General features: G+C 70.2%; 13 protein-coding genes. 9 read left to right on the top strand and 4 right to left on the bottom strand.

Annotated features, from left to right (window positions below; genetic code table 11):
- Positions 1-142: 142 nt before the first annotated feature.
- Complete coding sequence (locus tag ABZ463_RS40670; protein ID WP_362785347.1) at positions 143-1,393, bottom strand: MFS transporter; 1,251 nt, start codon at positions 1,391-1,393, stop codon at positions 143-145.
- Between the two features lie 98 nt (positions 1,394-1,491).
- On the opposite strand from ABZ463_RS40670, the gene ABZ463_RS40675 reads away from it, so the two are divergent.
- The 8 genes from ABZ463_RS40675 to ABZ463_RS40710 all read left to right on the top strand — a co-directional run bounded on the left by ABZ463_RS40675 (position 1,492) and on the right by ABZ463_RS40710 (position 17,457).
- Complete coding sequence (locus tag ABZ463_RS40675) at positions 1,492-2,055, top strand: TetR/AcrR family transcriptional regulator C-terminal ligand-binding domain-containing protein (RefSeq protein ID WP_352012274.1); 564 nt, start codon at positions 1,492-1,494, stop codon at positions 2,053-2,055.
- A 539-nt stretch (positions 2,056-2,594) separates the two neighbouring features.
- Positions 2,595-4,121 (top strand): MFS transporter, encoded by a 1,527-nt coding sequence (locus tag ABZ463_RS40680; protein WP_362785350.1) that lies wholly within the window; start codon positions 2,595-2,597, stop codon positions 4,119-4,121.
- Between the two features lie 40 nt (positions 4,122-4,161).
- The gene (locus tag ABZ463_RS40685) at positions 4,162-4,731 is read left to right on the top strand and encodes a TetR family transcriptional regulator (protein WP_362785353.1); all 570 of its coding nucleotides are present in this window, start codon (positions 4,162-4,164) and stop codon (positions 4,729-4,731) included.
- A 987-nt stretch (positions 4,732-5,718) separates the two neighbouring features.
- Positions 5,719-5,919, top strand: a complete 201-nt coding sequence (locus ABZ463_RS40690; protein WP_362785355.1) for an MbtH family protein — start codon at positions 5,719-5,721, stop codon at positions 5,917-5,919.
- Between the two features lie 98 nt (positions 5,920-6,017).
- On the top strand, positions 6,018-7,028 hold the full coding sequence (locus tag ABZ463_RS40695; RefSeq protein ID WP_352012271.1) for a MupA/Atu3671 family FMN-dependent luciferase-like monooxygenase: 1,011 nt from the start codon (positions 6,018-6,020) through the stop codon (positions 7,026-7,028).
- Positions 7,025-12,592, top strand: coding sequence for an amino acid adenylation domain-containing protein (locus tag ABZ463_RS40700; protein WP_362785359.1), 5,568 nt, complete (start codon positions 7,025-7,027; stop codon positions 12,590-12,592). The genes ABZ463_RS40695 and ABZ463_RS40700 overlap by 4 nt, the downstream gene beginning before the upstream one ends.
- A gap of 129 nt (positions 12,593-12,721) precedes the next feature.
- Positions 12,722-15,805, top strand: coding sequence for an amino acid adenylation domain-containing protein (locus tag ABZ463_RS40705; protein ID WP_362785361.1), 3,084 nt, complete (start codon positions 12,722-12,724; stop codon positions 15,803-15,805).
- The gene (locus ABZ463_RS40710; protein WP_362785364.1) at positions 15,802-17,457 is read left to right on the top strand and encodes a beta-ketoacyl synthase N-terminal-like domain-containing protein; all 1,656 of its coding nucleotides are present in this window, start codon (positions 15,802-15,804) and stop codon (positions 17,455-17,457) included. Before ABZ463_RS40705 ends, ABZ463_RS40710 begins: the two co-directional genes overlap by 4 nt.
- A gap of 449 nt (positions 17,458-17,906) precedes the next feature.
- Here ABZ463_RS40710 and ABZ463_RS40715 read toward each other — a convergent pair whose 3' ends face one another.
- Both ABZ463_RS40715 and ABZ463_RS40720 read right to left on the bottom strand, forming a co-directional pair.
- Positions 17,907-18,491 (bottom strand): recombinase family protein, encoded by a 585-nt coding sequence (locus ABZ463_RS40715; protein WP_362785367.1) that lies wholly within the window; start codon positions 18,489-18,491, stop codon positions 17,907-17,909.
- A 26-nt stretch (positions 18,492-18,517) separates the two neighbouring features.
- On the bottom strand, positions 18,518-18,742 hold the full coding sequence (locus ABZ463_RS40720) for a hypothetical protein (protein ID WP_362785370.1): 225 nt from the start codon (positions 18,740-18,742) through the stop codon (positions 18,518-18,520).
- 233 nt (positions 18,743-18,975) lie between these two features.
- On the opposite strand from ABZ463_RS40720, the gene ABZ463_RS40725 reads away from it, so the two are divergent.
- Positions 18,976-19,749, top strand: coding sequence for a class I SAM-dependent methyltransferase (locus ABZ463_RS40725; protein WP_362785374.1), 774 nt, complete (start codon positions 18,976-18,978; stop codon positions 19,747-19,749).
- A gap of 110 nt (positions 19,750-19,859) precedes the next feature.
- On the opposite strand, the gene ABZ463_RS40730 is transcribed toward ABZ463_RS40725, so the two are convergent.
- Entirely contained in the window at positions 19,860-22,943 is a 3,084-nt protein-coding gene (locus ABZ463_RS40730) for a Tn3 family transposase (protein ID WP_362785376.1), read from the bottom strand.
- Positions 22,944-23,137 lie beyond the last annotated feature (194 nt).

The following is a 23,137-nucleotide window of genomic DNA, read 5'->3' on the forward strand; positions in this document are numbered from 1 at the left end:
GGCCCATAATCCGCTACCGCAGACACTTACCGCTTAACCTGCAGAAACAGGATCACGCGAAGGTCAGCTCATACACCACTTCGCTGGACGTGACCATTACTTGTTACGCATTTGCTGAGTGGAGCAGGGCGGGCGCGCGTTCTCAGCCGCACGCGGCCATGACGGTGCGGCGGTTGGCCCGTAGCTGGTTCAGGCGCAGGGCGAAGGCGGAGAACGTGATCACCGCGATCGCCAGCGCGTAGATCACGGTGGCGGTCCTCAGTCCCAGGGCAGTGACGGCGATCCCGCCGAGTACGGCGGGCACGCTGTTGCCCAGATAGTTGATGGTGTTCGCCAGGGCGAAGACCGCGCTGCGCTCGTGCGGCCTGGCGATCCGGGCGAACGTGCCGAACGTCGCCAGCACCGACGCGCCGAAGCCGAGACCCGCGACGACGGTGCCGGCGGCGGCGAGCCAGGCAAGGTTCTGCGCCACCCCGGCGAGCGAGATCAGGGTGCCCAGCCCGAGCATCGCGGACGAGGGAGCCAGCAGCCAGGAGGCGGATCGGGAGCGGAGCAGGAAGACCGCGAGTGCTCCGGTTCCGGCCAGGAGCGTCACGACGACGCCGCCGATCAGGTGGTTGTGCAGCCCCAGCAACTCGGCCGCGACGGACGGGCCGAGCGAGAGGTACATCCCGGCCAGGGCCCAGGTGGCGATCATCGCCGGCACCACCGGGACGATGTCGGCGTGCAGGTGCGCGGGCATCGCGACCCGGGGTCGCAGGGAGGCGACGGCTCCCGGCCGGCGCGGCGACGTCTCCGGGACGAAGGCGACGCCCACCGCCGCCAGCAGCATCCCGCCGAGCAGCAGCACATAGATCAGCCGGGTCGGGGAGGGGCCGAACTCCACCAGCGCGCCACTGCCGAGAGCACCGGCGGCGAGCCCGGTCAGGGGAGCCACCGAGGTGACGACGCCCGCCCGCCCCCGAGACGGCTCTAGATCGACCAGCGTGGCGCTCAGCGTTGTCGTCGCCGCCCCGGTCGCGATGCCCTGCAACACCCGAGCGGCTGACAGGACGAGTACGTTCCCTGCGACCAGGAACAGGACGAGTGCGATCACCTCCAGTGCGATCGCCGCGGCGAGCACCGGCCGGCGGCCGAGATGGTCCGACAGCGCTCCGACGACGAGCAACGAGCCGAGCAGGCCGAACACGTACAGGGCGAAGACGACCGTCAGCACCCACGCCGTGAACTGCCACTGCTGCTGGTAAATGACATAGATCGGGGACGGGGCGCTGGACGCGGCCAGAAAGAGGACGAGGACGGCGGCCACGGAGGGGAAGGCCCCCTTCCACGGCACGCGGCAGTGCGCACCGCCGACGGGCGGTGTGGGGAGGGCGGAGGACTCAACAGACATGAGCATCTCGCAGTGATCGTTGCGTTAGTAGCTTCAACGTACTACAAAAGCAGTGATCGTTGCGATTATAAAGCAGTGATCAATGCGATACTGATTGCATGCGTCCTGCGCCTTCCTCGCCTCGCGCCGAGAGCCGACCCGGCGGCCGCTCTGCCCGGGTCCGCGCCGCCGTCCATCAGGCCGTTCGCGAACTGCTCAGCGACGAAGCCGACGAACTCACGATCCCGGTGATAGCCGCCCGCGCAGGCGTGCACGCCACCACGGTCTACCGCCGCTGGGGCTCCGTCGGAGACCTGCTCGCCGACGTCGCGACCAGCCGCTTCTCCGGGGACATCGTGGTGCCGGACACCGGAAGCCTGCGCGAGGACCTCGAACGCTTCGCCTCCGACCTCGCCAGGGACCTCAGCGACCCGGACACGCTCAGCTTGGTACGAGCCATCGTCGGCACGGGCGGTGAGAACGCCGGCGTGTGCCGCGCGGAACGCCAGCGGCAGCTCGAAGCCATGCTCGAACGGGAACAGGCCCGGGGTAACGAGACCCCGCCCGTCGAACGCGCCACGGACGCCCTGCTCGCCCCCCTCTACTACCGCGCCGTCTTCACCGACCAGGCCCCTACTCCCGAATGGGCACGCACCCTGGTGTCACACCTGCTGCCGGACTGACCACACCCACACCGTCACCCCCCGGCCGGGCGAACATGTGCGGCAGGTCGTAGGCGCACACCGGCCTCCGGGGAGGATCGGACGACCGGATTTTGGCGCTACGCACGACGAGCACATCCGGTACAGGCGGCAACGCGCCGGACGACGCAGAGCCAGTTCTCAGCGCCTGTGTCGCCGGGCCGCGGGGTCGTGCTTGATGTGGGCGGAGGTCTTCTCGCCCAGCTCCAGGTCCGACTTGGCCGGCGGCGCCTCGATCGTGCCCGTGGCCGGCCCCACTCCGGTGACCGACGCCCTTCACCTCGCACGACGCCTCCTGGGAGGTGAGGCCGCACCGCCTCCGTGAGCGACGAACCGCGGACCGGCACCGGAACGTGAGCTCATGTCGCCGTCCGGCCCGGGTGGCCTCGACCGGCTGATGGTTTACCCGATCAAGAACGAGACGTACGTCCCATCCCCGGCCGGTGACGCCCGCTCTCATTAAATTGAACGTTTGTACTAGTTGTACTACTGTTCAATTTTATGAGAGCGAAGGGGGCGTGATGGCGGGGCAACGGTTCACGCGGGCAGGGGCGCGCCAGTGGGCGGGCCTGGGCCTGCTGGCCATGCCGACGGTGCTGCTGGGGCTGGACGTGACCGTGCTGTACCTGGTGGCGCCGAGCATGGCGGCCGATCTGTCCCCGTCGGCCACCCAGCTGCTATGGATCATGGACGCCTACGGGTTCCTCGTCGCCGGGTTCCTCGTCACCATGGGCACGCTGGGCGATCGGATCGGGCGACGCCGGTTGCTGAAGATCGGGATGATCGCCTTCGCGGCGGCCTCGGTGTTCGCCGCGTTCGCCCCCACGGCCGAACTGCTGATCCTCGCGCGCGCCCTGCTGGGGGTGGCCGGGGCGACGCTCATGCCCTCCACGCTGTCGCTGATCTCGAACATGTTCCCCGACCCACGTCAGCGCGCGGTCGCGATCGGGGTCTGGGCCACGATGTTCGCGCTCGGGATGGCCGCCGGGCCGATCGTGGGCGGAGCGCTGGTGGACTCCTTCTGGTGGGGAGCGCCGTTCCTGACGGTGGTGCCCGTCGCCCTCGTCGTCCTGGCCGGAGCACGCGCACTGCTCCCCGAGTACGCGGCCCCGGCCACCGGCCGGCCGGACCTGATCAGCGTGGGCCTGTCCCTGGCGGCGATCCTTCCGGTCGTCTACTCCGTCAAGCGCATCGCCTCCGACGGCCCCGGCGGCCCGGCCCTCGTCTGTGCCGTGGCGGGCGTTCTGGCCGGAGTCGTGTTCGTACGTCGCCAACGCCGCCTCACCGACCCCCTGCTGGACGTGACACTGTTCGGCAACCGGGCCTTCACCGTGGCGTTGAGCGTGCTGCTCATCGGCCTGGCCGGAGTCGGGGGCTCGATGTACCTGGTCACGCAGTACCTCCAGCTCGTCGTGGGGCTCACGCCCTTCGACGCGGGACTCTGGATGGGTCCACCGGCGCTGGCGATGTTCGCCGCCGCCATCGGTGCTCCCCTGGTCGCCCGGCGCTTGCGTCCCGGCTCGGTCATGGGTGCCGCCCTCGGGGTGTCCCTCGCCGGATACGCGCTGCTCGCCACCGCGGGGCTCGACGACGAGATCCCTGTGACGGCCGGCTTCGCGTTCGTCTATCTCGGGCTGGGCGCCCTCGCCGCCCTGGGCACCGACATCGTGGTGGGTGCGGTGCCGGCGACGCGATCCGGGTCGGCGGCGTCGATGTCCGAGACGGTCCAGGAGCTCGGCATCGCCGTCGGCGTCGCCCTGCTCGGCAGCCTCACCACCGCCGTCTACCGTACTCAGGTGACGGTGCCCGAAGGCCTGGCGTCGGAGACCTCCAGTCCCCTCACCGACAGTCTGAACGCGACCGCGGCGATCACCGAGAACCTTCCGCCCGGGACCGTTGAGGCGGCCCGGCAGGCCTTCACCAGCGGACTCAACATCGCTTCCCTGGTCGCGGGGGTCGTCATCGCCGCCGCCACGGTGCTGTGCCTCAAGATGCTGCGTCATGTGCCCGCGCTCGGGGAGGCGCGGAGCCGCGACACGGACGGTTGAACGACGGTCCCACTACCCTGGGGTCGTGCCGAGGAGCAGCATGGACGACACCACCGACGACGGCGAGCACATCGACGGACGCCGCGCGCGTGGTGAGAGACGACGCGCGGAGATCATCGAGGCCACCCTTGCCGTGGTCACTCGCGACGGCGCGGCGGGCGTCACCCATCGCACGGTCGCCAAGCAGGCCGGCACCACGACGTCCCTGAGCACCTACTACTTCGCGACCCTCGACGACCTGCTCGTCGCCGCCCTCACGAGCGTCGCCGACGCCTACACCGCCCGCATTCGCGACATCATCGACACCCCCGGCGACAAGCTCGCCGGCTTGGCCCGCCTCATCGCCGAGTCCGCCGGTTCCGGACGTGAACGCGCTCTGGCCGAACGCGAGCTGGCGACCCTGGCCGCCCGCCGCCCCCCACTGCGGCCCGTGGCACGCCGCTGGCGGGAGAACATCGCCGAACTCGCCGCCACGCTGACCGACGACCCTGCGGCCATCGCCGCCCTCGTCGCGGCCTCTGACGGGCTGTGCACCGCGATCCTCCTCGACAACGCCTCCGCCGACCCTGATCACATCCAGGCCGTCCTGCAACGAGCCGTCCGCGACTGAACCGGTCGGCCGGCGCATCCCCGGTGAGCGGCGGTCGCGGGCCACGCATTCATCGGCGACGCGAGGTTTTCGGCTCCGTGCTTCCGCCGGGCCGACAGGTGGAACGACCTGATTCGGCCTGTAAGAACTCCTCACGCGGTCTCGCCACTCGGGTCGCCACGGCCGGACGCGATGTGACTTTCCGCAGCGTTCGCGGCTTTTTGCGCTCTCAGAAATGGCCGATTGCGCGAAGCCGACGCCACGGACGTTCCGCGGACCGTTCGCTCAATTACTGTTCGCGAAACTTCTCCTGCGAGCACGGATTTCGGGAGGTGATTCCGAAAATGCACCGAGCCGATCCGCTCTGCGGCCGGTGACACAGATCCGAGCGGAGGCCGGCGCAGGTGCGTCGAGGTACGGGCCTTTCCCGCCTCCCCTGCCACCGTCCGTGACCGGCCCCGTCGCTCATCGGCGGAACCGAACGCTGTTCTGCGACACGGCTTCAAAAGATATGAACAATCACCTTTGTGAAATCCCCTGCACACACGGCGGGAAGGCTCGCCGCGAGCTTCGGGACGCCGGTCGGCGTTACCCGGCCCACCATCAGGACTCAGCTCGACCAACCGAAACCCCCGCCTCGCCGGGACCTCCCCTTGACAGGACCTGGTGGGCAACATACTTTCCGCAAGAGTTCTTTAGCAGCACGCCGTGAACGTGAGAGCACATTCGAAGTCTCATCCCTCACGGACAACCGAAACATGGATTCACGCATCCGCCTGAACCAGGCGCGAGTCTTTCGGGAGGCGGAGCTGCGGCAGAGGTTCTTCGCGCACGCATTGGATCGTGAGGGCCCGGGATATATCCCGCGTTCACCTCCGGAGCAAAACCGCGCCATCCCGAAATAGCCGACGTGGAAAAGACGCTTCCCGGCTCCTTGCCGCGGGCCTGGCCGGCATCGCCGTACGTGAGATCGACGTCCACCCGCCCGACCGGAACGGAGACCGCGACATGACCGACCCGTTCGAGGAAGCCGAAGGCACCTACCTGGTCCTGGTCAACGACGGGAACCGGCACGCGCTGTGGCCCTTCGGCCCGAAGGTCCCCGCGGGCCGGCGGGTCGCGCTGGGAACCTCCCCGAGAGCCGAGCGCCTTGACCACGTCGAGGCCAACGGGCGCGGCATCCGGCCCGCGAGCGTCACCCGTGCCTGACACGGTCCACGGCCTCTCGCCGCGCCGGCACCGAGGTTCGCCTCCACGGCGTCCCCATCACCCGGCCGCCCAGGTCCCGGGAAAGGACTGACGTCCCGATGGATATCAGCGTCATGTTCTTCGGGGCCGACAACGTCAGCGGCGTCGGCCATGCCACGAAGTACACCGAGATCCTGGACATCGCCAGAGTGGCCGACCGACTGGGCTTCACCGCAGTCTGGACCCCCGAACGGCACTTCCAGCAGGTGGGCCAGGTCTTCCCCAACCCGTCGGTGCTGAGCGCGGCCCTGGCGGTGGCCACCGAGCGCATCGCGATCCGGGCGGGCAGCCTGGTGCTGCCACTGCACCACCCGCTGCGGGTCGTGGAGGACTGGGCCGTCGTCGACAACCTGTCGCGCGGCCGGATCGGCCTGTCGGTGGCCACCGGCTGGCACTCCAAGGACTTCGTGCTCGCCCCCGAGCGGTTCGCCGGGCGGCGCGAACACGCCCTGGACGGCATCGAACTGCTGCGCCGCCTGTGGTCGGGCGAGGAGGTGGAGTTCACCGACGGCAGCGGCAGGCCGGTCGCGGTACGGCCCCAGCCCACGCCCTACTCGCCCGAGCTCCCCCTGTGGCTGACGACCTCGGGCAACCCGCAGACCTGGAGGACCGCCGGGCGGCTGCGCACCAACGTACTGGCCGCGACGATCGGCCAGACCCGCGAGGAACTGGCCGGCAGGATCGCCCTCTACCGGGAGCTGCACCCAAAGGGCACGGTGACCCTGATGGCCCACACCCACGTCGCCGACGACGCGGCCCGGACGGTAGGCGAGCCGCTCAAGGCCTACCTGAAGTCCTACGTGGCGCAGACCGCCACCAACCGGCTGGACGACGGCCGGGCCGCCCGGCTCACCGAACGGGAGAGCGACGCACTGGCCGAGTTCGCCCTCCGCCGCTACCTGAACTGGGGCGGACTGCTCGGCCCGGCCGAGCGCTGCCGCGAGTTCCTCACCGACCTGAGCGACCTGGGCGTCGACGAAGTGGCCTGCTTCGTCGACTTCGGGCTCCCGGCCGAGCAGGTGCTCGCCGGGCTGGAGCGACTGTCCACGCTGATGACGGAGGCCCCATGAGTACCACGACCCGTTTCGCCGCGCTCCCGCGTGAGCAGCGCGTCACACTCCTGCGCCGCCTCGTCGAGGCAGGGCAGATCGGGGCGATCCCCGACATCGTCCCGCAACGCGACCCCTCCCGGCCGGTACGGCTCAGCCCAGGCCAGGAGGACCTGTGGGTCTACGAGGCGCTCTATTCGGAGTTGTCCGCCCTCAACCTCTGCTGCGCCTACCACTTCGACGGCCCCGTGGACCCCGGCGACCTCGAAGCCGCCCTGACGATCGTCCAGGAGCAGCACGACATCCTGCGCATGCGCATCACCGGATCGGTCGACGAACTGCGCGCCGACTTCCCCGCCGCGGGGCCCTTCGTCCTGGAGCGGGCCGAACTACGTGACTCCCTCCACGACGAGCTGACCGCCTACAGCCGGCGGCGCTTCGACCTCAGCAGGGACCGGCTGATCCGGGGACGCTTCATCAGGGTTGACGAAAAGCGCTCGGCCCTGGTCCTGGCACTGCATCACATCGTGACCGACTGGTTCTCCTTCGACATCCTGCACAGGGAGTTCACCGCCGCCTACAAGACCGTGCGCGACGGCACCCCGCCGGTACTCGGCCGCCCGGAGATCCAGTACCCCGACTTCGCCTCGTGGCAGCGCGAACTGGAGGAGGCCGGGGTACTCCAGGCCCAGCTGGGCTTCTGGCGCGACTATCTGGGCGCCCCTCCGCCCCCGCTGACCGTGGGGCCGCTCGGCGCGCCGCGCGGCCCGTTCGGCATCACGCGGCTTCCCTTCCACATCGACCTGGAGGGAGAGGCGGCGATCCGCGCGTTGGCCAGGGAGCGGGGCGCGACCGTCTACGGCGTCCTGATGACCGCCTTCGCGGTGCTCGCCCACCGGCTGAGCGGCCAGGACGACATGACGATCGGCACGCCCGTCGCCAACCGGGCGGCCAAGGGCCTGGAACGCGTCATCGGCTACGTCATGAACGAGGTTCCCACCCGCTGGCACTTCGAGCCGGAGACGACCTTCGCCGACCTGCTGAGCCGCTTCACCGCCGACTTCCCGCGCCTGCTCGACAACGCCGATGTACCTGTGGGGCGGATCGTCAGCGCGATCCGCCCCGAGCGGGTTGTCGGGCGTTCGCCGCTGTTCCAGTGGGTCTTCATGCACCTGACCCGCCAGGAGAGCGTGCGGATGTTGCAGGAGATCGCCGAGCCGGAGCGCGTGCAGACCGGCGGCGAGCACGACGTGATGGGGATCGTGCGCGACACCGAGGACGGTCTCGCGGGGGCGCTGGAGGTCCGCACCGACCTCTACGACCCCGAGGCGGTCCGCGCCTGGGCCGACGGTTTCACCGTCCTGCTGGCCGACCTGGTGCGCTCCCCCGACACGCCGATCTCCCACGCGGCGCTGCTGTCCGGAGAGACGCCCGGCGCCGCCGTCCCCCGGGAGCTGCCCGCCACCTCGCCGGCGGATCTGGCGGTACGGCAGGCGGCCCTCTCACCGGACGCCGTGGCGGTCGAGTCGGAGCAGGAGGCGGTGACCTACGCCGAGCTGATCGCGCGGGCCGACCGCCTGGCCGGGGCGTTGCGCGAGTGCGGCGCCGGTCCGGAGCGGATCGTCGCACTCGTCCTCGGCCGGTCGGTGGAGCTGGTGGTGGGCATCCTCGCGGTCCAGCGCGCCGGAGCCGCCTTCCTGCCCATCGACCCCGAATACCCGCAGGACCGGATCGCGTTCATCCTGCGGGACGCCGCGCCGGTGGCCGTCGTGGCCGACCCGGCGACGCCCTTACCGGAGACGGGTGTCTCGCGGTTGTCGCCCGGCGACTCCGGCCGGGCCCCGCTCCCGCGGGCCCTCCAACCGCTGCAGGCCGCGCACGTCTACTACACCTCCGGATCCACCGGCACCCCCAAGGGCGTCGTGGCCTCGCACACCGGGCACGCGACGCTGACCGTCTCCCTGGTCGAGCAGCTCCGGATCGACGCCTCCAGCCGGATACTGCAGCTGAGCGCCCCGACCTTCGACGTCCTGGTCGGCGAGCTGTGCATGGCCTTCGGCTCCGGCGGCACACTCGTCGTCACCAGGCCCGGTCCCCTGACGGGCCGTGAGCTGGCGGAGGTGCTCGTGGAGCGCGAGATCACCGGCACCTTCATCTCACCGACGATCCTGGCCAGTGTGCCGCCGGGCGAGTATCCGGCGCTGCGCGTGATCGCCACCATCGGCGAGGTCTGCTCCGCCGAGCTGGTGCGGGCCTGGGCGAACAGCAGGCGCCGCTTCCACAACACCTACGGGCCGACCGAGGGCACGGTCCTGGCGACCCTGAGCACGGAGCAGCCCCAGGGGCTCCCGCCGATCGGCCTGCCCATGGACAACGTCGGGGCCTACGTGCTGGACGCCCGGCTGCGCCCGGTACCCGTGGGCGTGCCCGGCGAGCTCTACCTGACCGGGGACCTCCTGGCGCGCGGCTATCTCAACCGGCCCGGGCTGACCGCCGAGCGTTTCGTGGCCTGCCCGTTCGAGCCCGGCGCGCGCATGTACCGGACCGGGGACCTCGCGCGTCGGCGGCCCGACGGGCAGCTGGACTTCCTCAGCCGCACCGACGACCAGATGAAGGTGTCCGGCGTACGCGTCGAGCCGGGCGAGATCGAGGCGGTCCTTTCCGCCCACCCCTCGGTGAGCGGCGCCGCCGTGGTCCTGCGGGACGGACGCCTGATCGCCTACGTGGTGCCGCACGGCGAGCTCGACCAGGACGCGCTCATCGCCCACACGGCGGCCCGGCTGCCGGTCCAGATGGTGCCCGGCGCCTTCGTCGAGCTGGCGAGCCTGCCCCTGACCCGCAGCGGCAAGCTCCACCGGGCCGCCCTGCCCACGCCGCCGCGCCGGGCCGGGACCCGTGCCCCCACCGGCGCCGTGGAGGCCCGGCTCTGCGAGTTGTTCGCCGAGTTCCTCAAGGTCGACGACGTCGGAGCGCAGGACAGCTTCTTCGCCCTGGGCGGCGACAGCATCGCGGCCCTCCAGCTCGTCTCCCGGGCCAGGGAGGAGGCGATCGTCCTCACCCCGAAGGACGTCTTCGTCGCACGGACCCCGGCCAGGCTCGCCGCGCTCGCCGGAGCCACGAGCGAGGTGGCGACCGACTCGCCGGTCGGGCGCTTCCCCCTCACCCCGATCATGCACCGGTGGCGCGAGCACCACGGCCCGCTGCACGCCTTCGCGCTGTCAACCCTGCTGCCGGTGCCCGACGACGCCGACGCCGAGCGCATCGGTCGAGCGCTCCAGACCCTGACCGAACGGCACGCGAGCCTGCGGACGCGGCTCGTCCGCCACTCCGGCGAGCACTGGGAACTAGAGGTCCCGGCGACCGCCGAGCCGGTGGGGCTCGGCGGGGCCGCCCTGGATCCCGAGAAGGGCAGGATGCTCCAGGCCGTCTGGCAGAAGGAGGCGGGCAAGCTTCTCCTCACCGTGCACCGCCTGGCCGCCGACGGCGTGTCCATGCGCATCCTGGCCGCCGAGATGGCGGTGCTGCTGTCGGGAGCCGATGCGCCTCCTCCGCGCGGGACCTCCGTGCAACGCTGGTCCACACTGCTGCACGAGCAGGCGGTAAGCCCGGCGCGCCTGGCCGAGCTGCCCTTCTGGACCGGGATGGACGCGGGCGAGGAGGCCGGGCTGGTGCCCGGCAGGACGAGCGGCGGCAGCCGTACCACCCTGACCAGGACCCTCGCGCCCGAGATCACCGAGGCGGTGCTCACCCGGCTGCCCACCGCCTACCGCTGCGGGCCGGACCACGTGCTGCTGGCCGCGCTGACCGCCGCGGCGGCCAGGTGGCGCGGCCACGGCAACGCCCTGCTGGTCGAACTGGAGGGCCACGGACGCGAGGAGCCGACCGGCGACGTGGACCTCTCGGCGACCGTCGGCTGGTTCACCGCGCAGTACCCGGTCCGGCTGGAGGCCGCGGAAGGGTTCTGGGACGGCGCGGCCGGCGTCACGCTGAAGCAGGTCAAGGAGCAGCTGCGGGCGGTTCCCGGCGGCGGGCTCGGCTACGGCATGTTGCGTTATCTCAACCCTGACACCGCACCACGGCTGGCCGCCTCGCCCGGGCCCGACCTGCGCTTCAACTACCTCGGGCGCTTCTCCGGCGACGACCTGGAACCGGTCGGCACGACCGACGTGCCGACGGCCTACGCCGTGGAACTCGACGTGATCGCCGACGGACCCCACCTGGTGGCCGTCTGGTCCTACGCCGGCATGTCGGCAGAGGAGGCCGAGGCCTTGGCCGACCTGTGGTTCGAAGCGCTCGGCGTGCTCGCCAGGGAACAGGGGGGCGGCTCGACCAGCTCGGACTTCCCGCTGGTCGAGCTCTCGCAGGAACAGGTCGACGCGCTGGAGGCGGCGGTGGGGTCCAGGCTGTCGGACATCCTGCCCCTCTCCCCCACCCAGGAGGGCATGCTCTACCGTGCGCTCCTGGTCGAGTCCGGGCCGGACGTCTACATGATGCAGGGCCGGTTCCGGATCGACGGGCCGGTGGACGTGGCGGCACTGCGGCGGGCGGTCGACACCCTGGTGGAACGGCACGCCGGCCTGCGCGCCTGTTTCCGGTACAAGGCGGGGCTGCGCAGGCCGGTGCAACTGGTGCCGGAACACGTGTCCGTCCCCTTCGTCGAGGTGGACGGACAGACGATGGAGGAGGTGATGGCGGCAGACCGGATCAGGCCCTTCGACGTCACCAGGCCACCGCTGCTCCGCGCCGCGCTGGTCGGCTCAGAACTGCTGCTGACGGTCCACCACCTCCTGATCGACGGCTGGTCGAAGCCCCTCCTGGCCCGCGAGCTCATCGCGCTGTACGAGGGCGAGACGCTGCCGCCCGCCCCCCAGTTCCGCGACTACCTGGCCTGGCTCCGCGCCCAGGAGTCGGACAAGGCCACGGCCGCCTGGGAACCGGTCCTGGCGGGGCTGCCCGGTCCCACCCGCCTGCATCCGGACGCCCTCGACGGCGTGATCCCGCACACGCTCGACCTCGAACTCACCGAAGAGCTGAGCAGGAGGCTGCGCGAGCGGGCCCGCGCGGTCGACGTCACGCTCTACATCCTCGCCCAGGCCGCCTGGGCCATGGTCCTCGCCCAGATGACCGGCCAGGACGACGTCGTCTTCGGCACCATCGTCTCCGGCCGCCCGCCCGAGATCCCCGGAATCGAGTCGATGATCGGCCTGTTCATCAACGCGCTGCCGGTACGGGTCAGGCTCGGCGACAACCTCCTGGCCCGCCTGCAGGACGAGCACGCCCGGCTGGCCGCCCACCAGTACGTGCGCCTGGCCGACCTGCAACGGCTGGCCGGGCACCGCGACCTGTTCGACACCGCGCTGGGCTTCGAGAACTATCCCCGCGACGGCCTGGACCGTCCCGGGCGCCTGCGGCTGGCCGAGGTCTGGGACTCCTCGCACTACCCGCTGGCCGTCATGATCGATCCGGCTGACCGGCTGTACATACGGCTGGCCTACCGGCCCGACTGCCGCACCCGCACCGAGGCCGCGCTGATCATGGGACGCCTCGTGCATGCCTTCGAACAGCTGGCGGACGGGGCCGAGTAGGTGAACCCGCCTCCTTCCGGCGGAGTGGAACAACGCCGTCACCCCACGGTTCGCCGAGCGGAGCATGCGGGCGCCGAGGGCTGTGGCGACGGTCACCACAGCCCTCGCCCCGAACCCACGGGAGTCGCGATGCGTTACGAATTCCCCGTCTCCCCCACCCAGGCCAGGCTGCTGGTGCTGGATCGCATGCACCCGGGCACGGCCCAGTACAACGTGCCGGTCGCCTTCGCCGTCCACGGCCCCTTCGACGTCGAAGCCTTCCGCCGGGCGCTGGAGACGCTGGTCGCCAGACACGAGTCGTTGCGGACGGTCTTCCGCGTCCGCGACGGCGAGTACGTCCAGGTGGTCTGGGACTCCGCCGAACCCGCCTTCACCGGCGTGGCGCGGCTCGACCTGAGAGCGGAGGCCGCCCGGCCCTTCGACGTGGAGCGAGGACCGCTGCTGCGGTGCGCGGTCCACACCGTCTCGGCGGACCTGCACCGCGTTCTGCTCGTCGCCCACCACCTGATCTGCGACGGCTGGTCCCTGCAGATCCTTCTGGACGAGCTGGCCACGGCCTACGGCGGAGCCGAACTGGAACCCCTGGAGCTGCAGTACCCCGGCTACGCCGCCTGGCGCCGTGAACACCCCGCCGAGGAGGCGGTCGCCTACTGGGCCGACAGCCTGTCCGGCGCACCGCACACCCTGGCCCTGCCGACCGACCGGCCCCGCCCGCCGGTACAGGGCACCGCCGGTGGCGTCGAACGACTCCCCCTGCCTCCCGACACACCGCACCGCCTCGCCAAGCTTGCCCGCGACCGGGGAACCACCTCCTTCACCGTGCTCTTCGCCGCCTTCGCCGCCTTCCTCGGCCGCGTCACCGGCCAGCGGGACCTGGTGATCGGCGTACCTGTCTCCGGCCGCGACCACCCCTCCGTCCAGGGCGTGGTGGGCCTGCTGACCAACACCCTGGCCGTCCGGGCCGACCTCACCGGCGACCCCACCTTCGGGGAGCTGGTCGATCGGCTGCACGACCGCCTGCTCGACGGCCGCCTGCACCACGACGCGCCCCTGGAAGCCGTCGTCGAAGCGGTGATGCCCGAACGACAGCTCAGCCACGACCCGCTGGTCCAGGTGATGTTCTCCTACTACGGCGACACCTCACTGACCCTGCGGCTGCCCGGCACACGGGTGGAACGCATCGAGTTGATACTGGACGAAGCCAAGTTCGACCTGCTGCTCTACGTCGAACGGTGGGACGGGGAACTCCTCGGGCATGTCGTCTACCGAAGCGACCTGTTCGACGCGGCGACCGTCGGACACTGGGCCCGGAGCCTGCGGGTGATGCTCGAAGGACTGCTGGAGCGCCCCGACCTGCCGATCAGCCGGATCGGCATGCTCAACGCCGAGCAGTTCGCCCTGGCGACCCGCTTTCCGGCCGGTCCCCCGGCCCCCTCGTCCCCGCTCGTGCCGGATCTCATCGCCGCGACAGCCGCGGAGCGGCCCGATTCCGTCGCGGTGACGTACGGCGAGGCCACCCTGACCTATCGCGAGCTCCTGCAACGGGCGGACGACCTGGCCGTCCGGCTGCGCGGGGCGGGGGTGGGACCGGAGGTCCCCGTGGGCCTGCTCCTGCCGAGATCCCTGGAGATGGCCGTCTCCGCGCTGGCCGTACTGAGAGCCGGCGGCGCCTACGTCCCGCTCGACCCCGGTCACCCACCCGCCCGCCTGGCCGCCATGGTCTCCGGCACCCGTGTCCACCTGCTCGTCACCGGCGACGGCACCCGTGCGCTCGCCCGTCAACTGGACGTGCCGGTACTCGACGAGCTCGGCCCGCTGGAGCCGCCCCCGGGCCCGCCGAAGCCGGGCAACCTCGCGTATGTCCTGTTCACCTCCGGCTCCACCGGCGCCCCCAAAGGAGTGGCCGTGGAGCACGGCGCTCTGCTCAACCTGGTGACGGCCGTACGTGGGCAGTTCCCCGTCACCCGTGACGACAGGGTCCTGCAGTACGTCAACTTCGGCTTCGACGTGGCGGTCTCCGACCTCCTCTTCACCTGGACGGCGGGCGCCGAACTGCACATCCCCCACGAATACGAACGTCTCGGTGAAGACCTGCTCGCACGTCTCCAGGACTCGCGCATCACCTACGCGTTCCTGCCCCCCGCGGCCGCGATGTCCATGCCCCCGCACGAACTGCCGGACCTGCGAACCCTGGCCGTCGGTGGCGAGACGGTCCCGCCGGAACTGGTCAGACGCTGGTGGGCACCGCACCGGCGGATCGTGAACGCCTACGGACCGAGCGAGACCACCGTCTATTCGACCCTCGCCGATCTGGAACCCGGCGAACCGGTGGTGCTCGGCCGTCCGGTCACCGGGGTCCGCGTCTACGTGCTGGACGAACGGCTACGCCCGGTCCCGGTAGGAGTGACCGGGGAGATCTACGTGGCCGGAGCCGGGCTCGCCCGAGGCTACGCCGAACGGCCGGGACTGACAGCCGAGCGGTTCGTCGCAGCCCCGTACGGCCCGCCCGGCTCACGCATGTACCGGACCGGGGATCTGGGCCGTTACGACGCCGACGGGGTGCTGTCGTATCTGGGCCGGACCGACACCCAGGTCAAGATCCGAGGATTCCGCATCGAACTGGGCGAGATCGAGAGCCTGCTCGCGACACACCCGCTGGTCTCCGTCGCCGCCGCCCGCGTCGTCGGCGAGGACGACGGGCGACGGCTGGCCGCCTACGCCGTCGCCCCGGGAGCCGACCCCGCCGCCCTACGGTCCTGGCTGGCCGAACACCTGCCCGGCTACATGATGCCCGACACCGTCACACTCCTGGACGAGCTGCCGGTCAACCGCTCCGGCAAGGTGGACCGGACCAGGCTGCCGGAGCCGCTCGCCGTACACCGCGGTCCCACCGAACCCCATCACACCCCGTCCGGCGCGACCGAGGAACTGATCGCCGGAATCTGGAGGCGGGTACTGGGCGTGGAACACATCGGAACACACGACAACTTCTTCGACGTGGGCGGCACCTCGATCCGGCTGCTGACCGTCCTGGCGGCCCTGCACGACCAAGACCACGACGAGCTGGCCCTGGTCGAACTGTTCCGGCATCCCACCGTCGCCACCCTCGCGGCCCGGCTCGACGGCGTCACGCGACCCCACCACGACCAGGCCCGGCGACACGGCGCGGACAGGCGGGCGCGCCTGGCGGCCAGAACAAGGAGGAGATCGTGACTGATGCGGCCGTGGCCGTCATCGGAATGAGCGGCCGTTTCCCAGGTGCCTGCGACCTCGCCGCCTTCTGGGCCAACCTACGCGACGGGGTCTGTTCGATCACCGACTTCAGCGAGAAGGAGCTTCGCGACGCCGGAGTCGGCGAGGAGGAACTGCGCGACCCGGCCTACGTGCCGTCGAAGGGTTACCTCGTCGGCGCCGACCGGTTCGAAGCGGAACTGTTCGGCTTCAATCCCGCCGAGGCGGTCGCTCTCGACCCCCAGCACCGCCAGCTGCTGCAGACGGCGTGGAACGCGCTGGAGGACGCCGGCCACGACCCGCGCAGACCACCCCGGCGTACCGGCGTCTATGTGGGCGGCGGGCTGAGTGAGCACATGATCGCCGCCCATGCCGACCCCGGTCTGGCCGCGCGGTACGGCGCCATGCACCTGCGTGTCCTGACCGACCGCGAGTTCCTGGCCGGATGGATCTCCTACCGCCTGGGACTGGACGGCCCCAGCCTCACCGTGCAGACGGCCTGCTCCACCTCGCTGACCGCGGTCCATCTGGCCGCGCAGGCACTGTTGCTGGGTGAATGCGACACCGCGCTCGCCGGGGGCGTCTCGATCGACTCCGTCCGCAGGCGCGGCTACCTCTACCGGCCCGGTGGCGTCTTCTCCCCCGACGGCCGGTGCCGCCCGTTCGACGAGAAGGCGGCCGGCACGGTCCCCGGCAACGGCGTCGGCCTGGTGGTGCTCAGGCGGCTGGAGGACGCCGCGGCCGACGGCGACCCGATCCGCGCGGTCATCCGTGGCTCCGCGATCACCAACGACGGCTCGGCCAAGGTCGGCTTCACCGCGCCCAGCGTCGACCGGCAGGCCGCCGCCATCGTCGAGGCGTGGGCGGCCGCGGGACTCGACCCCGCGCAGGCGCACTACCTGGAGACCCATGGCACCGCCACCGAACTGGGCGACCGCATCGAGATCGCCGCCGCCTCCACCGCCTTCGCCGAGGCCGACCGCTGTCTGATCGGCTCGGTCAAGTCCAACCTCGGCCACCTGGACACCGCCGCCGGAGTCGCGGGTCTGATCAAGACAGTGCTCATGCTGGAGAACCGGACCCTGGTGCCCTCGGCCAACGTCACCCGCCCGCACCCCGACCTCCGCCTCCAGGCCTCCCCCTTCGACCTGGTCACCGCCGCCTCTCCCTGGACGTCCTCGCGGGGGATCCGGAGGGCCGGGATCACCTCCGTCGGCATCGGCGGAACCAACGTGCACGTGGCGGTCGAGGAGTGGGCCGGGAGCCGGCCGGCCATTCGCACCCGCGCCTTCTCCGGGGTCTCCTACGGAGCCTTCTCCCTGTCCGCGCTAGTCTCGGTGCCCGTCTCGGTGCCCGCCCTGGCGAACACCGGTCACCTGCAGGACGCGGTGATCGGACTGCTGTCGGCCACGCTCGGGCTGACCAGGGCCGAGGACCTGGACAGGACCTATCTTGCCGCCGGCGGCGACTCGCTCACCGCCGTCTTCCTCGTCGGCCGCATGCGCGACGACTTCGACCTCGACGTCCCTGTCACGCTCTTTCTGGAGAAGCTGACCCTGCGCGAGATCGCGGAGCGGATCGTGCGACCGGAGGAGAACCTGCTGGCCTCTTTGCTGGACGAGCTGGAGGACTGAGCCGCGGGGCCGCGTTCGAGCGGGACGGTGTGAGGACGGGCGGAGGAGTCTCTCCGGCCCGTGACCGCGCCACGGCATGGCCGCACCCGGCAAGACGGATGTCCTGTCGGGTGCGGCCTCCGTGTTCTCACCGGCGGCAGGTTCTACCGCTGGTTTCCGTACCGCTCCTTCCGCGCGCCCGCGGCCGGAACAGGGCCGCCTTCACCGTTTGCGTCCAGCGTCACCGAACTAGCGGATGCGGTAGGCGCTGACCCAGCTGCCGATCGAGTTGTAGCCGCTGCTGTCGACGACGATCGCTCCACCGGTGCAGTCGTAGTTGTCCCACAGCTCCACCAGGCGGCTGCTCTCGGTACGGGCGGAACGGATGTTGTCGTTCCAGCCGGCGCCGACGTAGTAGGGGTGCCACCGGAATACGGCAGAAACGGGCCGCGAGGTGAGATAGCCGCTGGTCAGCGTTGCGCGAGAGCTGCGTAGGCGGTGGAGCGGCCGATCTTGAGAGTGCGGGCGGCCTCGGTGACCGAGACGCCGTCGTCGACCAGGTGGCGCAGCGTCGCCAGCTCGGCGGGGCCGATGACGCGCGGCCGACCGGTCTTCTTCTTGCCGGGCAGCATGGCGCCGGTGGCCTCGCGGCGCTTGGTGGCGGCGATCCCGTCGGCCTGGCGCTCGGCGCGTAGTTCCACCTCATACTCGGCGGCCGCGGCCAGGACCGCGAACATGAAGCGGCCCTCCTTGGTGTCCAGGTCGAAGTTCTCCGTCAGGGACACGACCCTGACGCCGCGCTCGCGCAGCTCGGTCACCACGGTCAACACGTGTGCGGCTGAGCGGCCCCACCGGTCGGACTTCCAGAACTTCAACGTGTCACCGGGGCGCAGTTCGGCCAGGGCGGCGGCGAACTCGGGACGGTCCCCGCGCAGACGGCTGGAGATTCTCTCCTGGAACAGGATGTCGTAGCCGTCGGCGGCGAGGGCGTCGAGCTGGAGCTGGGGGTTTTGGTCGCGGGTAGAGACACGCGCGTAGGCGATGGTGCGGCCCATCGGGTCCTCGGTGATGTGATCTGGGGTCAGGGCCTCTGGAGGTGGTCGTCGAGGGCTGGCAGGTCCTCCGGCGGGGCCTGGCCGACGATGAGGGTCAGCTCCGGCACCCACGTGGTCAGGCCGCCTTGCCAGGAGGAGAAGTAGATCGCTTCTTCGGGGTTGTCCTGGTCGGGCAGCAGAACGTATCCCTCCTTCCCGTCGACCTGGGCCCGCAAGACCTTCGGCCGCTGACCTTCGTAGATGAACACCATGAGATCCTCCGTCCAGAAACGTCTACCTTTCTGGACACTGTGACGACCAGGCACGACACCGTCCAGAAACCTCTGTCCAGAAAGTCGGTGTGAAGGCCCTCCACTCCCGAAGGTGTCCCCAGCCCCAAAGTAGACCGTGTCCACCAACCCCGCCCGCAACGGACCAAACCAAGGTCTTCAGCGATCTTCTAGGGCCTGCCCCGCGGGTCATGGCTACTCGCTAGGGTGTGCCGATGGAACGTGCAGCTGAGGTCTCCGAGAGCTTCGCCCAGTCCGCGGATCGGGACCAGGTGAATGACTACGACAGCTTCGCCGAGGCGTACTCGGTGGAGAACGAGGACAGCCTCGTGAACGCTTATTACGCGCGGCCCGCGATGTTGGCCCTCGCCGGAGACGTGGCCGGCCGTCGGATCCTGGACGCCGGTTGCGGTTCGGGCCCCCTGTCCGCTGCACTACGCGACCGCGGTGCCGTCGTCACCGGCGTCGACGCCAGCGCCGGGATGCTGGCGTTGGCCAGGCGGCGGCTCGGTGACGACGCGGACATGCACGTGGTCGACTTGAGCGACCGTCTGCCGTTCAACGACGGTGCGTTCGACGACGTGGTCGCCTCGCTGGTGCTGCACTACCTGGAGGACTGGGGGCCGACGCTGGCCGAGTTGCGGCGCGTGCTCAGGCCCGGCGGCAGGCTGATCGCGTCAGTAGAACACCCTTTCTCGGCCTTCACGATCCAAGAGTCTCGGCCCGACTACTTTGCGACCACCAGCTATATCGTCGACTGGACGTTCAACGGGCAGTCCTTCCCAATGAAGTTCTGGCGCAGGCCGTTGCACGCGATGACCGATGCCTTCACCACCGCCGGCTTCCGTCTTTCCATCATCGGCGAGCCACAGCCCGATCCGGCCGCCCGTGAGCTGTTCCCCGACGACTTCCATGACTTTTCGACCAACACCTGCTTCCTGTTCTTCGTCGTCGAGGTACCACCCGTGGCCACCGGCTCGGATGACTAATAGTGCTAAGTGACCAGTGACTGCTGCTTCGAGCCCGTGGGCCCTCTACCTGGCGGCTAGGGACACGTTCAGGAGCAGAGGGCTGAAGGCACGGCGGGCGAGAGGGTGCGTCAGGGGGCGAACAGGACGCGGGGTTCGAGATCGAGCCGGGTGGTGGGGGCGGCGGCGGGTGGGGTGAGGTTGAGGGTCCAGTTGCCGAACCGGCGGATGGTATGGGTGATGTAGGGGGAGATGGTGGCCAGGTCGTCGGGGTCGACGGGATGGCCTTCGGCGGCGATGGCGTTGGCGGCGTCGGTGATGTCGCAGGCGGTGGAGTAGATCACGCAGTTGGCCAGCAGCTCGTTGAACTTGATGATCTTTTCCTGGTAGTCGGGGTCGTTGTGCGGGATGAGCTTGCCGCCGAACATCAGCCAGTCGGCGAACCCGTGGAAGGCTTCGTTGCGGTTGGTGATCGCCGTGATCTGCTCGCGCAGGTCGGGGTCGGACAGGTAGCGCAGCAGCGTGATGGTGCGCACCGCGCGGCCGAGTTCGCGGAAGGCCCGGTAGAGACGGTTCTTGCGGGAGTGGTTGCCCAGGCGCCGCAGGAGGGTGACCGAGGAGATCCGGTTCTCACGGATGGAGATCGCGGTGCGCAGCAGATCCGTCCAGTGGGTCTCGATCAGCCGCCAGTCGATCGCCTCGTCACCGAACAGCGAGTCGATGTGGGCGTAGCGGACCTCCGGATCGGGCCGGTAGAAGATCAGGTCGTGCCAGTTACGGATGCGTGGCAGCAGGTCGAACCCCAGGAGTGCGGCCAGGCCGAAGACCGGCAGTGACTGGCCTTGGGTGTCGGCGTGGATGGTGTCGGGCTGGATCTCCGAGGCGTTGCGCAGCAGGCCCTCGATGATGTAGACCGCCTCCCACACCCCGCACGGGATGAAGTGGGAGAACAGGGCGACGTAGGTGTTGGAGATGTGCCGGTAGGCCAGCCCCCCGTAGCCGCCGTAGCGGATGTGGGACTCGGCCAGCAGGTTGTTCTCCCAGGTTTCGACCTGGGAGCCGTCGGCGGCCACGGTCTTGCCGTCGCCCCACATCGAGGTGATGTCGAGCCGATTGAAGCCGTTGACCACCCTCGTGGAGGCTTTGCCGACCTTCTCGCCGGTGGCGTGCTTGTTGGCGGCCAGGGCGATCTCGGCGGCGCTGATCTGGCCGCGCATGTGCGCGGCGACCTGGGCCGGGCCGAGCAGGGTGCCGTAGGTGAACACCATCAGCACATACCGGCCGAGCGTGTCCTTGATCTTCGGGTCCGAGCCGGAGGCGGGCCCGAAATGGTGGTGCCAGCCCAGCTGGTAGGCGGTGCGGGTGAGGATGTCCAGCAGGTCGCGCTGCGGCAGCCGGTCATGCACGGCCGCCTCCAGGGTGAGCGCCTCCTTGCTGCGTTCGGCTCCCTTGCGGCGGTGCAGGACGGGACGGCCGCCCTCCAGCTTCAGGTCGGTGTTGCCCGGGTAGCCGGCATCCACCCCGGCGGCGATCTCGGCCAGCAGCCGCCGGTAGTGGCCGGTCAGCTCGGCCGGGTCGGCCGGCAGCCCGGCCTCGGCGCAGAACGTCTCGGCCAGCGGCGCGCACTCCTGCCAGGACATCAGCTGGGTGTGCAGGTTGGCGTAGGAGTCCGATCCGCTCACCGCGATGTCGCCCGAGCGCAGCTCGGCCGCCAGGTAGGAGAACACGCACACCTCCAGGTGACGGCGCACCAGCATGCCAGGCCGGTCCGGATCTTTGAGGACCTTGCGCCACATCGCCGAGGCGAAGGCGTCCACATCGACCGACAGCCACACCGTCACCGGAGCGCCGTCCGGGCCGGTCCGCTCCACGCTCACCTGATCGGGGACGAACGCGCCGCGGGCGCCGCGCTGGGCGTACAGGTACTCCACCGCGTCCAAGACGCTGCGATCGGCGTTGGTCGACTCCAGCTCGATCGACTCCACCAGGGTAAACAGCGCCGAACGGTGCGAACGGTAGTGCGCCTCCAGCAGCGGCAGGTAGTTATTGCCGTGATGGGCCGAGACCGCCTCGTGCGCGGCCGCCAGCGCCTCCAGGCCACCGGCCTGCTCCAGGGCCTTGAGCACCAGCCGGCCCGCCCGCTCGGCCACCACCTCCTGGCCCGAGGCGTCGCCGCTGTGGCCGCCGGGCTGCTGTTCGGGGCCCAGGGCTTCACGGACGCCGTCCAGGACGTCGCCGAACACGCCCAGCAGCCGCTCAGACTCGGCGCGGTGGATCTCCCGCAGCGTCTCCAGCTGGTCGCGGCCCTTCTTGTGGATCGCCGCCATCCGCTTGCAGAACATCGTCACCACGTCGTCGCGGACCCCGGTCCGCACCGTGTGCAACAGGCTGGCGATCAGCGTCAGGCGCTTGTCCTCATCCAGCACCTTGCGCAGGTCGGCCACGTCGGTCACCCGCGCCTCACCCGCGAAGTGCGAGATCTTCCCCGGCGGGACGCCCTCCAGCCACACCTCACTCGCCCCCAGGGCGTCCAGGTCCCGCAAGAACGCCAGGCGGCCCTTGAACTTGCCCAGCGAGGCGGCCTGCGCCACGTCCTTCAGCCCGTCGTAGGCGCTGCGCCGGGTGATGGGGTCGACCACCAGCAACCGGCCCAGCCTCGCCCGGGCGGCCGCGTCGATACGGCCCGCGACCAGCGTGAAGAACCCCCGGTTGACCTCGGTACGGATCTTCTTGGTCAGTTCATCCAGCGTCGTGTAGCCGGGCAGCTCGCACCGTTCCCGGACCAGCTCCTCCAACGCCACGTTGATCAGGTCGGCCGGGTTGTCCTTGGCCTGGGCCGCCTTGCGGATCGCCTCGGCGGCCACCGCCCGTACCCCGGCCGCGTCATAGACCACGCCCATGCGCTGGCGCACGAAACTCCGGTGCCGCTTGGCGGAGCGCTCCGCGGTATCGGCCGGCACCAGCCCCTCGGGCAACCCGAGCACGCCACGGATGTGCTCGGCCACCGTCGCCGGGACGTCCGCCAGCTTCGGGAAGTACCCCAGCCGCTGGTAGGCCTTCAGCCACACCAGCAACGCCAGGAAATGCTGGTCGTCCTGTGTTCTGCCGCGCGCCCACTCCACCTCACCGATCGACGGGGTGAACACCTCCGCCAGTTCCCGCACCGACACCGCCCGGGTGAACCTCGGGTACGCCGTCCGATCGATCGACGCCACCCGAACCCCCAGAAACCACCACTAAGCAGCCGGAACGTCAAGATCTTAACGATCAGCGATCAAGCCCGCGGCCCGTTTCTGCCGTATTCCGGTGGCACCCCTAGGAGCTGTTTAGAGTTCGGATCATGTGGTTGAAGTGAGGAGCTTCAACCACATGACCGAGCCTCGGAGATAGAGCCCGGCTTCATAGCTTT

Origin of the sequence: Streptosporangium sp. NPDC020145 (assembly GCF_040631275.1) — a bacterium.
In the GTDB taxonomy this organism is placed as follows: domain Bacteria; phylum Actinomycetota; class Actinomycetes; order Streptosporangiales; family Streptosporangiaceae; genus Streptosporangium.

Coding starts and splice junctions, on each gene's coding strand:
- ABZ463_RS40670 (WP_362785347.1), bottom strand. CDS start 1,393: ATGTCTGTTGAGTCCTCCGCCCTCCCCACACCGCCCGTCGGCGGTGCG.
- ABZ463_RS40675 (WP_352012274.1), top strand. CDS start 1,492: ATGCGTCCTGCGCCTTCCTCGCCTCGCGCCGAGAGCCGACCCGGCGGC.
- ABZ463_RS40680 (WP_362785350.1), top strand. CDS start 2,595: ATGGCGGGGCAACGGTTCACGCGGGCAGGGGCGCGCCAGTGGGCGGGC.
- ABZ463_RS40685 (WP_362785353.1), top strand. CDS start 4,162: ATGGACGACACCACCGACGACGGCGAGCACATCGACGGACGCCGCGCG.
- ABZ463_RS40690 (WP_362785355.1), top strand. CDS start 5,719: ATGACCGACCCGTTCGAGGAAGCCGAAGGCACCTACCTGGTCCTGGTC.
- ABZ463_RS40695 (WP_352012271.1), top strand. CDS start 6,018: ATGGATATCAGCGTCATGTTCTTCGGGGCCGACAACGTCAGCGGCGTC.
- ABZ463_RS40700 (WP_362785359.1), top strand. CDS start 7,025: ATGAGTACCACGACCCGTTTCGCCGCGCTCCCGCGTGAGCAGCGCGTC.
- ABZ463_RS40705 (WP_362785361.1), top strand. CDS start 12,722: ATGCGTTACGAATTCCCCGTCTCCCCCACCCAGGCCAGGCTGCTGGTG.
- ABZ463_RS40715 (WP_362785367.1), bottom strand. CDS start 18,491: ATGGGCCGCACCATCGCCTACGCGCGTGTCTCTACCCGCGACCAAAAC.
- ABZ463_RS40720 (WP_362785370.1), bottom strand. CDS start 18,742: ATGGTGTTCATCTACGAAGGTCAGCGGCCGAAGGTCTTGCGGGCCCAG.
- ABZ463_RS40725 (WP_362785374.1), top strand. CDS start 18,976: ATGGAACGTGCAGCTGAGGTCTCCGAGAGCTTCGCCCAGTCCGCGGAT.